This window comes from Isoptericola cucumis (assembly GCF_014635665.1).
Taxonomy (GTDB): domain Bacteria; phylum Actinomycetota; class Actinomycetes; order Actinomycetales; family Cellulomonadaceae; genus Isoptericola; species Isoptericola cucumis.
In genome coordinates this window covers 143,516-157,443 of sequence record NZ_BMDG01000004.1, presented here as the reverse complement: position 1 = coordinate 157,443, position 13,928 = coordinate 143,516, and the positions used below count along the sequence as shown (strand labels likewise).

Annotated in this window: 12 protein-coding genes and 1 pseudogene; all 13 read right to left on the bottom strand. The window is 75.4% G+C overall.

The genetic code is table 11. The features are described from left to right. Positions 1-58 precede the first annotated feature (58 nt). The 13 genes and pseudogenes from lgt to IEW03_RS06930 all read right to left on the bottom strand — a co-directional run bounded on the left by lgt (position 59) and on the right by IEW03_RS06930 (position 13,886). Complete coding sequence (gene lgt / locus IEW03_RS06990; RefSeq protein ID WP_188522935.1) at positions 59-1,102, bottom strand: prolipoprotein diacylglyceryl transferase; 1,044 nt, start codon at positions 1,100-1,102, stop codon at positions 59-61. Next, a complete protein-coding gene (gene trpA, locus IEW03_RS06985; RefSeq protein WP_188523165.1) occupies positions 1,099-1,959 on the bottom strand; it encodes a tryptophan synthase subunit alpha in 861 nt (286 codons plus the stop codon). Before trpA ends, lgt begins: the two co-directional genes overlap by 4 nt. A gap of 32 nt (positions 1,960-1,991) precedes the next feature. After that, positions 1,992-3,296, bottom strand: a complete 1,305-nt coding sequence (trpB, locus tag IEW03_RS06980; protein WP_371870608.1) for a tryptophan synthase subunit beta — start codon at positions 3,294-3,296, stop codon at positions 1,992-1,994. 152 nt (positions 3,297-3,448) lie between these two features. After that, positions 3,449-4,273, bottom strand: coding sequence for an indole-3-glycerol phosphate synthase TrpC (trpC, locus tag IEW03_RS06975; RefSeq protein WP_188522934.1), 825 nt, complete (start codon positions 4,271-4,273; stop codon positions 3,449-3,451). 143 nt (positions 4,274-4,416) lie between these two features. Continuing rightward, entirely contained in the window at positions 4,417-4,938 is a 522-nt protein-coding gene (locus IEW03_RS06970; RefSeq protein WP_229737713.1) for a DUF2752 domain-containing protein, read from the bottom strand. Positions 4,939-4,973: 35 nt separating this feature from the next. After that, positions 4,974-5,246: an HGxxPAAW family protein gene (locus IEW03_RS06965; protein ID WP_188522933.1), complete on the bottom strand. Its 273-nt coding sequence runs from the start codon at positions 5,244-5,246 to the stop codon at positions 4,974-4,976. A gap of 38 nt (positions 5,247-5,284) precedes the next feature. Further along, positions 5,285-5,986: a Trp biosynthesis-associated membrane protein gene (locus IEW03_RS06960; protein ID WP_268236079.1), complete on the bottom strand. Its 702-nt coding sequence runs from the start codon at positions 5,984-5,986 to the stop codon at positions 5,285-5,287. Continuing rightward, the gene (locus tag IEW03_RS06955) at positions 5,983-7,584 is read right to left on the bottom strand and encodes an anthranilate synthase component I (protein WP_188522931.1); all 1,602 of its coding nucleotides are present in this window, start codon (positions 7,582-7,584) and stop codon (positions 5,983-5,985) included. Before IEW03_RS06955 ends, IEW03_RS06960 begins: the two co-directional genes overlap by 4 nt. 107 nt (positions 7,585-7,691) lie before the next feature. Further along, positions 7,692-8,054, bottom strand: a pseudogene (gene hisI / locus IEW03_RS06950) (phosphoribosyl-AMP cyclohydrolase); the annotation flags it as partial. Between the two features lie 33 nt (positions 8,055-8,087). Beyond that, the gene (locus tag IEW03_RS06945; protein ID WP_188522929.1) at positions 8,088-9,887 is read right to left on the bottom strand and encodes an ABC transporter ATP-binding protein; all 1,800 of its coding nucleotides are present in this window, start codon (positions 9,885-9,887) and stop codon (positions 8,088-8,090) included. Next, positions 9,884-11,851, bottom strand: coding sequence for an ABC transporter ATP-binding protein (locus IEW03_RS06940; protein ID WP_229737711.1), 1,968 nt, complete (start codon positions 11,849-11,851; stop codon positions 9,884-9,886). Before IEW03_RS06940 ends, IEW03_RS06945 begins: the two co-directional genes overlap by 4 nt. Before the next feature lie 103 nt (positions 11,852-11,954). Continuing rightward, a complete protein-coding gene (hisF, locus tag IEW03_RS06935) occupies positions 11,955-12,728 on the bottom strand; it encodes an imidazole glycerol phosphate synthase subunit HisF (RefSeq protein ID WP_188522928.1) in 774 nt (257 codons plus the stop codon). A gap of 156 nt (positions 12,729-12,884) precedes the next feature. Further along, positions 12,885-13,886 (bottom strand): FKBP-type peptidyl-prolyl cis-trans isomerase, encoded by a 1,002-nt coding sequence (locus tag IEW03_RS06930; protein WP_229737709.1) that lies wholly within the window; start codon positions 13,884-13,886, stop codon positions 12,885-12,887. Positions 13,887-13,928: the final 42 nt, after the last annotated feature.

Sequence of the window (13,928 nt, the reverse complement as noted above, 5' to 3'; positions counted from 1 at the left end):
CCCGTCGGAACTCGGGCGCCGCGGGCCCCGGGGAGGTACCCCAGGGCCCGTGATCACCTCAGGAGTGGGCTGCCGGTCCCTTGTCGGGCCCGGCAGCGTCCACGTCCGCGCGGTCCGGGCCGTCACCCCCTGCGGGGATGTCCGCCCGGTCGGCGCCGTTGTCGTCGGCGCCGTCGTGCTCGCTGTGCTGCTCGTTGCTGTCCTGCTCGTCGGCCTCGTCCGCGGCTCCGGCCGGAGCACGACCGGGCAGCCAGACCCCGGCCTCACGGCCGGACCGGAGCCTGCCGATGACGACGAACGCCACGACGGCCCCGAGACCCACGATGATCGACGTCCACACGTTCAACCGGAGCCCGAGCACGTGCTCGGCGGTGTCGATGCGGAGCATCTCGATCCAGACTCTGCCGAGAGTATAGACCGCGACGTAGGCCCAGAATACCCTTCCATGACCCAGCCTGTACCGACGGTCGAGCCAGATCAAGAACGCTGCTGCTGCAAGGTTCCAGATCATCTCGTAGAGGAACGTCGGATGGAAGAGGGTACCTTCCGCGTAGGCCGCCCCGGTCGCCGGGTCCACCGGGAAGTACGCCGGGTCGATCTGCAGGCCCCACGGCAGGGTGGTGGGGGCGCCGAAGAGCTCCTGGTTGAACCAGTTGCCGAGGCGGCCGACGGCCTGAGCGACGAGGAGGCCGGGGGCGAGCGCGTCGGCGAAGACGGCGAGGCTCACGCCCTTGCGGCGGCAGCCGATCCAGGCGCCGACACCGCCCAGCGCCACGGCGCCCCAGATACCGAGGCCCCCCTCCCAGACGTAGAGCGCGCTGACGGGGTCGCCGCCCTCGCCCCAGTACGGGTCCGGCGTGCTGAACACGTGGTAGATCCGCCCGCCGACGATGCCGAACGGGACCGCCCAGAACGCGATGTCCAGCACGTCGTCGGCGATACCGCCCCGCGCCACCCAGCGCCTCATGGTCATCCACACCGCGACGACGATGCCCGCAAGGATCGCCAGCGCGTAGGCGCGCAGCGGCACCGGACCGAGGTACCAGGTGTGCTCCGGCGGGCTCGGGATCGCCGCGTGCACGGCGGCCGTCAGCCCGGTCACGACCGCGTCCCTCGCGAGGCCGCGCCGGGCCGAGCCCGGCGGACGCCGTCCGCGAGGTCGGCGGTGCGGGCCTGCAGGGCGTCGAGCCGGGCCGCCCACGGGGTGTCGTCGTCGAGCAGCGTCCGCACCAGCGCCGAGCCGACGATCACGCCGTCGGCGTACCGGCCGACCTCGGCCGCCTGGTCGCCCGTGGACACGCCGAGTCCCACGCAGACACGCTCCGCACCCGCGGCGCGCGTGTCCGCGACCAGCTGCTCGGCGCGCTCGCCCACCTGCTCGCGGGCGCCCGTGACGCCCATGGTGGAGGCGGCGTACACGAACCCGCGCGAGGCCGCGGCGGTGAGCCGCAGGCGTTCGGTCGTCGAGCTCGGGGCGACCAGGAAGACACGGTCGAGGCCGTGGGCGTCCGACGCGGCGATCCAGTCGGCGCCCTCGTCCGGGATGAGGTCGGGCGTGATGACCCCCGCGCCGCCCGCGGCGGCCAGGTCCCGGGCGAACGGGTCGACGCCGTAGCGCAGGACCAGGTTCCAGTAGCTCATGACGAGCGCGGGCACCCGGCCGCCGGTGTGCTCCGCGACGGCCTCCGCGAACCGGAGCACGTCGCGCGCGCGGACGCCGCCCGCCAGGGCCGCCTCGGCGGCCCGCTGGATCACCGGGCCGTCCATCACGGGGTCCGTGTACGGCATGCCGAGCTCCACGACGTCCACTCCGGCGTCGACCATCGCGAGGACGGCCTCGACGGAGCGCTCGACGTCCGGGAAGCCGATCGGCAGGTAGCCGATCAGCGCGGCACGGCCCTCCGCGCGCAGCGCCTCGATGCGGTCGCCCGTGCGCGAGCCGGTGGCGGGGGCCGCCATGTCCGCCGGTGCTGCCGTCCCCGTCGTCCCGCTCACCGGTCCCCCTCCGTGGCGTGCCCGGCGTCCTGCCCGGCGTCGTGCGTCCCGGCGTCGTCGAGCAGGCCGAACCAGCGGCCCGCCGTCGCCACGTCCTTGTCCCCGCGGCCCGACAGGTTCACCAGGAACACCTGGCCCGTCCGGCCCTCCTGGGTGGCCCGGCGCCCGAGCCGCAGCGCGCCGGCGAGCGCGTGCGCGGACTCGATGGCCGGGATGATGCCCTCGGTGCGGCACAGCAGTCGGAACGCCTCCATGGCCTCGTCGTCGGTCACGGGCTCGTACGCGGCGCGGCCGAGGTCGTGCAGCCAGGAGTGCGCCGGCCCGACGCTCGGGTAGTCGAGCCCCGCCGACACGGAGTGGCTGGGCAGCGTCTGCCCGTCGTCGTCCTGCAGCAGGTAGGACCGCGCGCCGTGCAGCACGCCGGGCGCGCCGCCGGAGAACCGGGCCGCGTGCCGGCCGCTGTCGACGCCCTCGCCGCCGGCCTCGAAGCCGTACAGGACGACGGCGTCGTCGTCCAGGAAGGCGTTGAAGATGCCCAGCGCGTTGGACCCGCCGCCCACGCACGCCGCGACGGCGTCGGGCAGGCGGCCGGCGCGCTCGAGGATCTGCTCGCGCGCCTCCTCCCCGATGATGCGGTGGAACTCGCGCACCATCTCGGGGAACGGGTGCGGCCCGGTGACCGTGCCGAGCAGGTAGTGCGTGGTCTCCACGTTGGCGACCCAGTCGCGCAGCGCCTCGTTGATCGCGTCCTTGAGCGTGCGCGCGCCGATCGTCACGGGGACCACCTCGGCGCCGAGCAGGCGCATGCGGGCGACGTTGAGCGCCTGCCGCTGCGTGTCCTCCTCGCCCATGTAGACGACGCACTCGAGGTCGAGCAGCGCCGCCGCGGTCGCCGTGGCGACGCCGTGCTGACCTGCGCCCGTCTCGGCGATGACGCGGGTCTTGCCCATGCGCTTGACCAGGAGCGCCTGGCCGAGGACGTTGTTGATCTTGTGCGAGCCGGTGTGGTTGAGGTCCTCCCGCTTGAGGAAGACCCGGTGGCCCGCCTCGGCGCCCCCGCAGTGCTCCGCGAAGCGCGGCACCTCGGTCAGGGGCGACGGCCGGCCGGTGTACTCACGGTGCAGCCGGGCCAGCTCGCCGGTGAACGCCGGGTCGCCGAGCGCCTTGCGGTACTCGGTCTCCAGCTCGTCGAGCGCCGCGATGAGCGCCTCGGGCACGAAACGGCCACCGAAGTCGCCGAAGTACGGCCCCTGCACGTCGGCGAGGCGGCCGAGCACCTGGTGCGCCAGGGACTCGGTCAGCGCGTCCCGCACGGGCTGGTCGGGCACAGGGTCTCCCTCGAGGTTCGGGTCGGGCGGTTCAGCTTCAGGTCAGGTTCGGGTCGGGTCAGGCGGGTCGGGTCGGACGGCTCGGGCGCAGGCGAAGGCCTGGACGGCCGGCGGGCGCCGGCCCGTCAGGGCTTCGCTGCCGGGCGCACCGACCACACGGCCGGGTGCTGCCCCGCCGCGACGAGGTCGGCGACCGAGCGTCGGGGAGCGCCGTCGGTCACCAGCGCCTCCCCCACGAGCACGGCGTGCGCGCCCGCGCGGGCGTAGTCCAGGACGTCGTGCGGACCGCGCACGCCCGACTCCGCGACGCGCACGACGTCGTCCGGGATCAGCGGCGCGAGCCGCGCGAACGTCGTCCTGTCGACCTCGAGCGTCTTGAGGTCGCGGGCGTTGACGCCGACCACGCGAGCCCCGGCGTCCAGGGCGCGCGCGACCTCGTCGGCCGTGTGCGCCTCGACGAGCGCGGTCATGCCGAGCGAGTGCACCCGCTCGACCAGGGAGGTGAGCACGGTCTGCTCGAGGGCCGCCACGATGAGCAGGACGACGTCCGCCCCGTGCGCGCGGGCCTCCCAGACCTGGTACGGGGTCACGACGAAGTCCTTGCGCAGCACGGGCACGTCCACGCGGGCCCGGACGGCGTCCAGGTCGGCGAGGCTGCCCCCGAACCGGCGCTGCTCGGTGAGCACCGAGATCACGCTCGCTCCCCCGCTGGCGTACTCCTCGGCGAGCGACGCGGGGTCGGCGATCGGCGCCAGCGAACCCTTGCTCGGGCTGGAGCGCTTCACCTCGGCGATCACCGCGACCCGGTCCTCCGACAGCAGCCGGCTGCAGCACTCGAGCGCTCCGGGCACCCGGGCCGCACGTTCCTTCAGCTGGTCCAGCGGCGTGCGTGCCTGACGTACGGCCAGGTCCTCGCGGACCCCCGCGACGATGTCCTGAAGGACCGTCATGCTCTGCCTCCCCGTCCCCGGCACCGCGCCGGTGCCTGCCTCTCATCGTAGGCCCGCGCCGGGGTGACCCCTGACACGTCTCTGGCCGTGAGACGGCGTCAGGGCCCGATGACGCCGGGACCTGACGTCGCCGCGGCGGAGGTTCACCCGCCCGGGCCGAGGACGTTCTCGAGCGCTGGCACGTTGCGCGCGACACCGAAGACGGCCGCGCTGGCACCCACCGCGACGGCGACCACCCTCGGCGGCACCCGGACCGGCCACGGGCCCGCGCGTCGTCCCGCGGGACGACCGAGGGCGGAACGCCATGCGCGCAGCGTCCACACCGCCCACGCGGCGACGAGACCGGAGGCGACCACGACCCACCACGGGTTGGCCGCGAAGGCCCCGGCGACGTCGAGGTGGGCGAGGTCGTGGGTGGCACGCAGCGCCCCGCACAGCGGGCAGGCGAGCCCGGTCAGGGCGAGCAGGGGGCAGGCGGGGTAGCGCCCCGGGACGTGCGGGTCGACGACGGCGACGACGCCGGTCGCGACCGCGACGGACGCGCCCCACCCGAGCGGGGCCGCCAGGCGCCCGGCCCCCGGCCCTCGGGGAGCGGCTCCCGGCCCACGGGGGGCAGACGAGCGCGGCGCGTCCCCGACCTGTCGGAGGGGACGCGCCGCGCGCACGTGATCGTCCGGACGGGCCGGCGCCAGGGGGGCGCTCAGCGCGTGGCCGGCTCCCGCCGCACGGAGGCCTTCGGCTGGCCGTAGCCGAGGCTGCGCAGCACCACCCCGCCGATCAACGCACCGACGACCACGACGACCCCGATCCACAGGACCACGTCCGCCACGCCCGGGAGCATCCCGACCGCGCCGATCGCCACCCCGAGCATGATCCCGATCATGGCGGTCCAGGCCGCCACGGTGTGGCCGTGGTTGGTGGGCGGTGCCGCCGGCGGCAGGTAGGCGACCTCGGAGGTGCGGTTGTCGGTCATGGAGTGGAAGCCTTTCGTGACGAGGAGCGAGGTCAAGCCTAGCGGTCCTCGGACGGGTCCGTGCCCCGGGTGAGAGCGTCCCAGGCGTCGTGCGGGTCGTGCGGGTCGGAGCCGTCGTCCCCGGCCGGCCGGGGCCGGTCCTGACCACGCCCGGCGCCGTCGGCACCGGTCGGGCTCGCACCCGCGGCGGCCGACCGCTGCGGCACCGCCGGCGTGACCCGTTCGTGGCGGCCCGACGTCGAGCCCCACCCGGGCGCGCCGGCCGCCGCGAGCACGGCCGCGCCGACCACCAGCACCCCGGCCACGAGCGTCAACCAGGGCCAGACGCTCACGGCGACCGCCGACGTGAGGTCGGTCACCCCCTCGGCGCTCGAGGCGCCGGAGGTGGCGGCCGGCACGGGGTCGAGCAGGATTCCGAGGGCGGACGCCGCCGCCAGCGCTCCGGACAGCGCCACCACGGCGAGCGCGACCCAGCGGGCGACCCGGCCCGCGATCGCGAGCGCCACGCCCGCGGCGACGACCACGAGCGCCGCCGCGCCGACGGCGGGCGACGCGGCGGTGCCGGTGACCGCCACCGGGACCTCCGACTCGAGCGCGGTGGAGACCGTCGAGCTCACCCAGGTCGGCGCCGCGGTGGCGAGCACGAGCCCGCCGAGCAGGACGACGGACCAGACCGCGCGCGACCGGGATCGCAGGGGCCCTCGACCGCCCTGGGGCGCGCGTGCCCCGGCGCCGCTCACAGCGCCCCGAACCGGGCCGCGAGCTGCACGGCACGCACGGCGGCCGCCGCCTTGTTGCGCGACTCGGCGTACTCGAGCGCCGGCACGGAGTCCGCGACGATGCCGCCGCCGGCCTGCACCGACGCGCGCCCCTCGCGGATGTAGGCGGTGCGGATGGCGATCGCCATGTCCATGTTGCCGCCGAAGTCGAAGTAGCCCACGGTGCCACCGTAGATCCCCCGGGAGGCCGGTTCGAGCGCGTCGATCAGCGCGATGGCCCGCGGCTTGGGCGCCCCCGACAGCGTGCCCGCGGGGAACGTCGCGCGCAGCGTGTCCAGCGCGGTGCGGCCCTCCCGCAGGCGTCCGACCACGGTGGAGCACAGGTGCATGATGTGGCTGAAGCGGCGCGTGGACATGAACTCCACCACCTCGACGGACGTCGGCTCGCAGACCTTGACCAGGTCGTTGCGCGACAGGTCGACGAGCATGAGGTGCTCGGCCCGCTCCTTGGGGTCGGCCAGCAGCTCCTCGCCGAGCGCGACGTCCTCCTCGACCGTGGCCCCGCGCGGGCGCGACCCCGCGATGGGGTAGGTGGTGACGTGTCCCTCGGTGACCTTGACCAGCGTCTCCGGGCTGGACCCCACGACGGAGAACTCCCCGCCGTCCGGGTCCGTCAGGCGGAAGTAGTACATGTACGGGCTCGGGTTGATCGTGCGCAGGGCCCGGTACACGTCGAGCGGGTCGGCGGGGCAGTCGAGGTCGAGGCGCTGCGACAGCACGACCTGGAACACCTCGCCCTCGTGGATCGCCTCCTGCCCGGCGCGGACGGCCGCCTCGAAGTCCTCACGGGCGCTGCGGAACTCGAGCTGGGGCTCGGCGACCTCGCCCGGCGCGCGCAGCACGGTGCGCACCGGCGGCGTGGGCGCGGCGAGCCGGGCCGCCATCGCGTCGAGCCGGGCGACGGCGTCCGCGTGCGCCTCGTCCACGCGCTCGTCGGTGTCGTCGCCGTTGATCGCGTTGGCGATCAGCCAGACCGTGCCCGAGTGGTGGTCCACGGCGACGAGGTCCGTGGCCAGGCTCAGGGCCACCTCCGGAACGCCGAGCTCGTCGGGCGCCCGGGCCGGCAGGGTCGGCTCCCAGTGGCGGACCACGTCCCAGCCCAGGGCGCCCGTCATCCCACCGGTCAGCGGCGGCAGCCCCTCGATCGGCGGGGTGCGCAGCGCCTCCAGCGCCGCGCCGAGCACCTCCACGACGTCGCCCGACGTCGGGATGCCGACCGGGACGTCACCCCGCCAGACCGCCCGGCCGTCGCGCGCGGTCAGCGTGGCACGCGACGCCACCCCGACGAACGACCAGCGCGACCAGCCGCCGGCGGCCTCCGCGGACTCGAGGACGAACGTGCCCGGCCGGTCCTCGGCGAGGGTGCGGTACAGGCCGACGGGGGTCACGTCGTCGGCCAGGACGCGGCGCACCACGGGGACGACCCGGCGGTCGCGCGCCAGCTCGCGGAACGCGGGCAGGGCCGGCCACGTCGCGCCCCACGTCAGGTCGTCGGCCGTGGGCGCCGGCGCAGCGGCGTGCGGGGCAGGCGCGGACGTGGCGGGAGCTGACGGGGTCACGGGGTCTCCTGGTCCTTGTCAAGGCTGGGCGCTTGATCGGCCGCGCGCGCGGGCGCCCGGTCCGGGTCGTCGCTGAGGTTCAGGTCGAGGTCGAGGTCCGGGTCCGTGACGGCGCCGAGGTCGCCCCCCGCCTCGAAGCAGGTGCGGGTGCCGGTGTGGCACGCCGCGCCCACCTGGTGGACGCGCACCAGCAGCGCGTCGCCGTCGCAGTCGAGGGCCACGGAGCGCACGTGCTGCACGTGGCCGGAGGTGTCGCCCTTGCGCCAGTACTCGCCGCGCGAGCGGCTCCAGAACGTCACCCGACCCTGCGTCAGGGTGCGGTGGAGGGCCTCGTCGTCCATCCAGCCGAGCATGAGCACCTCGCCCGAGTCGTGCTGCTGCACGATCGCGGCGACGAGCCCGTGCTCGTCGCGCTTGAGGCGGGCGGCGAGGTCCGGGGCGAGCGGGGAGGGCGGGGTTCCGTGCTGCACCCGAGCATCTTGACACGTCCCGGGGCGCCGACGTCAGCGCGTCTGTGCCACCCAGCTCGCGTGCATCCGCGCGTACACGCCGCCGGCCGCCACCAGCTCCGTGTGCGTCCCGACCTCGGCCACGTGCCCGTCGTCGACCACGACCACCAGGTCGCTCGCCTCGGCGGTCGAGAGGCGGTGCGCGATGGTCAGGGTCGAGCGGCCCGAGGTCAGCGAGTCGAGGGCCCGGGCGATGCGGACCTCGGTGGCGGGGTCCACCGCCGAGGTCGCCTCGTCGAGCACGAGCAGGTCGGGCTCGGCGATGTACGCCCGGGCGATCGCCACGAGCTGCCGCTCCCCCGCGCTCAGCGCCTCGCCCCGCTGCCCGACGGGCGTGTCGAGCCCCGCGGGCAGGTCGGCGACCCAGTCGGCCAGCCCCAGCGCGTCGACCGCGGCGGCCACCTGCTCGGCCGCGTCCGCCGCACCGCCGGCCGCAGGCTCGCGCAGGCCGTAGGCGACGTTCTCGCCCACGGTGGCGTCGAGCAGGAACCCCTCCTGCGGCACGAGGACCACCCGCCGGCGCAACGACTCGAGGCGCACGTCGCGCAGGTCGACGCCGTCGAGCAGCACCCGGCCCTCCGTGGGGTCCATGAGACGCGTCACCAGCTTGGCGATCGTGGTCTTGCCGGACCCCGTGCGGCCGACGACCGCGACCTTCGTGCGGGCGGGCAGGTCGAGGTCGATCCCGTGCAGCACCTCGGGCCCGTCCGGGTAGGCGTACCGCACGCCCCGGAGCGAGACCGCCGCCGGCCCGCGCGGGCTCACCACGCCGTCGGGCGCGTCCACGACGTCCAGGGGGGTCTCCACCACCGCGAGCACGCGGCGCCACCCCGCGACGGCGTTCTGCAGCTCGTTGAGGATCTCGGTGGCCATCTGCACCGGCCCGGTGAAGAGCTGCACGAGGAACAGGAACGCGACGACCTGCCCCGCAGTCAGCCCGCCGCCGACCCCGAGCAGCGTGCCCACCACCACGACCACGGCGAGCACGAGGTTCGCCACCAGGACGCCGCCGGAGAACACCGACGCGACGAGCACCTGGGCGCGCGCCTGCGACGAGCGCGTCGCCTCGATCGACGCGTCCACGCGTCGCCGCGTGCGGCGCGCCACCCCGTAGGCACGCACCGTCTCGGCGCCGACGACGGCCTCCGAGATCGCGCCCAGCATCGCCCCGATCCGGGCGCGCACGGTCGTGTACGCGGCGTTGACGTGGCGCTGCGCGCGGCGCAGCACCAGGAACAGCGGCACGAAGCAGAGCCACACCACGATCGTCAGCTGCCAGGAGTAGACGGCCATGAGCGCCGTCGCGACGAGCACCTGGAGCGACGAGACGAGGAGCATGATCCCGCCCGACTGCACGAACAGCGAGATCGTGTCCACGTCGGAGGTCACGCGCGAGACCAGCGCGCCCCGGCGCTCCGTGCCCTGCGACAGGGTCGACAGGTCGTGCACGTGCCGGAACGCCCGCACCCGCAGGGCGGCGAGGCCGGCCTCGGTGCTGCGGAACATCCGGACGTTGACCATCGCCGAGCACAGGCCGGCCACCACGATCGCGCCCGCCGCGAGCACGGTGAACAGCGCCACCCGCCCGGCGTCGGGCCCCTGCGAGGCCAGGATCCCGTCGTCGATCGTGCGCTGCACCGCGACCGGCACCACGACGCGGCCGCCCGCCGCCACCACCGCGAACGCGAGGGTGAGCCACAGGCCGTCCGTGATCTGCGGGGAGATCTGCACGCCGCGACGCAGGGTCGCGACGACGCCCAGGCTGCTCGCGGCAGCGATCCGCGACTCGCTCATCGCGCCTCCTCCTCGGTCGCGCCCGCGGTGGCGTCCCACGGCGTCGGCACGTCCTCCCCCGCGGCGCGCTCGTCCGCGAGCTCGCGCTCGCGGCGTGCCGTCTCCTGCTCGTAGGCCGTGGCCAGCGCGCGGTAGCCGGGGTCGCGGTCGAGCAGCTCGGCGTGCGTCCCGACGTCCACGACCCGACCCGAGCCCAGGTGCACGACGGCGTCGGCGAGCGACACCGACGACATGCGGTAGGCGACCATGACGACGGTCGTCGACCGTGCGTCCCCCGCGGTGCGGGCCGACCGCAGCTCGGCCAGGATCTCGGACTCGACGCGCGGGTCGACCGCGGAGGTCGCGTCGTCCAGCACGAGGAGACGGGGGCGGCGCACCAGGGCCCGCGCGATGGCGAGCCGCTGCCGTTGGCCCCCCGACAGGTTCGCGCCGCGCTCCCCGAGCGGGGCGTCGAGCCCGCCGGGCAGCGCCCGCACCACGTCGTCCACCCGCGCCACCCGCAGCGCCGCCCAGACCTCGTCGTCGGTCGGGACCCGCGCCGCGGACGCGCCTGCTCCGTCCCCGGCACCGTCGCCGGGACCGGTGCCGCCGTCGGGGTCGGCGAGCGTCACGTTGGCCCGCACGGTGTCCTCGAAGACGAAGGTCTGCTGGGCGACCAGCGCCACCTGCGCGGGGATCTCGCCCGCCGCGAGGTCCCGCACGTCGACGCCGTCGAGCAGCACGCGCCCGCGCGTGGGGTCGCTCAGCCGGGCCAGCAACGACACGAGCGTCGTCTTGCCGGCCCCGGTCGCCCCGACGACCGCGACCGTGCTGCCGGGCGCCACCTCCAGGTCGACGTCGTCGAGCAGCGTCGCGGTGCGCCCGGACGCGGGCACGTCCACCCCGACGCCGGCCAGCCGTACCGCCAGCCCCGCCCCGGCACGGGGCAGCGCGGCGTCCCCCACCGGCAGCTCACCGCGCGCGTCGAGGACACGGGAGATGCGCTCGTACCCGACGAGCGCGCGCGGCAGCTCGCCGAGCACCCAGCCGAAGGCCCGCACGGGCACGGCCATGACCGTCAGCAGGTACGCCGCCGTGACGACGTCGCCCGTGTCGACGGCGCCCGTCGACGCGCGCCACGCGCCCACGCCGAGCACCACGAGGGTGCCGAGCGACGGCAGCAGCTCGATGGCCGGGTCGAAGAAGGCACGGACCACGCCCACCCGCACGTTGGCGGCCCGCAGCGCGTCGGCCCGGTCCGCGAAGCGGGCCTCCTCACGGTCCGCGGTGCCGAGCGACTTCACCAGCAGCGCGCCCTCGAAGGACTCGTGGGCGACGTCCGCGACCTCGGCACGCAGCTGCTGCGCCCGCGTCGCCGCGGGCGTCATGTACCGCTGGAACACGACGTTGACGACGACGGCGGCCGGGATCACGACCAGCGCGGCGGCCGCCAGCCACACGTCGATCGCGAGCAGCATCGCGGTCGCGACACCGATCATCACCACGACGCCGAGGGCGAAGGGCAGCGGGTTGAACACGCCCGTCGCGGCCTCGACGTCGGCACTGGCGTTCGACAGCAGCTGGCCGGTCGGGTGCGCGCGGTGCCACGACATCGGCAGCCGCAGGTACTGCCTCGTCACCCCGCGCCGGTGGTGGGCCTGGATGGCGGCGAAGCCCAGACCCGCCCAGATCCGCCGGCCCGCGACGCTGACGGCCAGCGTCACCGCGACGGCGGCGAGCACCAGGCCGGCCTGCCAGATCCGCGCCCGGGCGTCCGCGTCGCCGCCGATCGCGGGGACGACGACCGCGTCGGTCGCCCAGCCGACGGCGCGGCTCACGGCCACCGTCGCGGCCCCGAACAGCGCCGACGCCGCCACGGCCAGGACGTACAGACGCGGCTCCGAGCGCATGCCGCGCCACATGAGCGTCGCCGAGCGACGCAGGCGCGACCCCGTCAGGGTCGCGTCCGCGGGGCCGGCCGTCATCGGTCGCCGGAGGTCATGCACCCGGACGTCGTGCACCCGGACGTCATGCACCCGGCCGGCACGCGGCCTGTCGCCGTGCGGCCGCCGTCGGGCCGACGACCGGTCATCTCCGTACCTCGATGCCCGCGGCGTGCAGCGCGTCCTTGACCTGCCCGACCGTGAGGGTGCCGAAGTGGAAGACGCTCGCCGCGAGCACGGCGTCCGCCCCCGCCTCGGCCGCGGCGACGAAGTGCTCCGGCGTGCCCGCGCCGCCCGACGCGACCAGCGGCACGGAGACGCGCTCGCGCACCGCGACCAGCATCTCGAGGTCGAACCCCGACGTGGTGCCGTCGGCGTCCATCGAGTTGAGGAGGATCTCCCCGGCGCCGAGCCCGGCGGCCCGCTCGGCCCACTGGACCGCGTCGATGCCGGTGCCCCGTCGGCCGCCGTGGGTCGTGACCTCGAAACCCGACGCGGTCACCGTGTCGCCCGTGGTGCGGCGGGCGTCCACCGACAGGGTGAGCACCTGCCGGCCGAAGCGGGCGGCGATCTCCGCGATGAGCTCCGGCCGCGCGATCGCCGCCGTGTTCACCCCCACCTTGTCCGCGCCGGCCCGCAGCAGGCGGTCCACGTCGTCGGTGGAGCGGACGCCGCCCCCGACGGTGAGCGGCACGAAGACCTGCTCGGCGGTGCGCCGCACGACGTCCATCATCGTCTCGCGGCCGCTGGAGGAGGCCGAGACGTCGAGGAACGTCACCTCGTCGGCGCCCTCCGCGTCGTAGCGGGCCGAGAGCTCCACCGGGTCGCCGGCGTCGCGCAGGTCGGTGAAGTTGACCCCCTTGACGACGCGGCCCGCGTCGACGTCGAGACACGGGATCACGCGGACGGCCACGGGCATGTGCTCACGCTTCCTTCAGGTCGGGGCAGGCCGGGCGGTCGTCCCGGCGGCCGGTTCGGGGTCGGTTCGAGGTCGGTGCGGATACGGAGGTCGGTTCGACGACCGGTGCGGAGGCGGGCGGGCGCTCGGACCCGGTACCTGACGGGTCGGAACGCGTCAGCCGGCGTCGTCGGCCCGGTCGGACGGGGCGTCGTCGGCGCGCTCGCCGCCGTCCTTGCCCCTGCCGCCGTCACCCTCGTCCTTGCCGCCGACGGCCTCCTCGTCGGTCACCTGGTAATGAGCGTCCAGGATGTCGACGACGTAGACGAGCGTCTGGTCGGCCAGGTCGCTGCTGGTGCCACCGTAGCCGAGGCTCGGCGGCACCACGAGCATGAGCTGCGAGCCCACCGTCTGCTCCAGCAGCCCCTGGTCCAGGCCGTCGATGAGCTGTCCGATGCCGACCGTGGCGGACTGCGGCCGGGTGCCCGCGGACCACGTCGTGTCGAAGACCTTCCCGTTGCTCCAGCGCACCGCGGTGAACCGCATCGTGACGACCTGCCCGACCTGCACCTGCGGCCCGCTGCCGCGCACGAGCGGCTGGACGACGAGGTCCTCGGGCGGCGCGGCGTCGGAGGGGACCGTCACGGACGGCGTGCCGTCGTCGCTGCGCTCGACCTTCGGCAGCCCGTCGACCGGCGGCACCTCGGAGCCCGACGCCCGGGTGGGCAGCACGTCGATCACGAGCACCACGGGCACGCCGTCGTCCTCCTCGACCAGCAGGAGCCGTGCGCCCACGCGCTCGCCCCGCAGGGTGTCGTACAGGTTGGTGCCGAGGGACTCGGGCGACATCGTGTACCAGGCCGGCGCGTCGATGAAGGTGCTCGAGATGACGCTGCCGTCCCGGCCGTCCTCCGCGTACATGTTCAGCAGCACGGGCTCCCCGTCGACGACGGGCTCCCCGGTGCCGGGCCAGATCGACCGGGCACCCGGCCGCGTCACCTCGTACGGCGTGCCGTAGTCGAGCGCGGGCGGCTCGCCCACCGCGCCGGTGACCTGGACGGGTGCCTGCGACGGCGACTCGGCGGCCCCCATCTCGTCGAGCACGGACGAGCTGCACGCCCCGAGGACGAGGGTGCCGCCGAGGAGCAGGACGAGCAGGAGCGTCAGTCGGCGAGGCACCGCGCCATCCTGCCACGCCCCAGCGACGAGAGAGATCTCCGT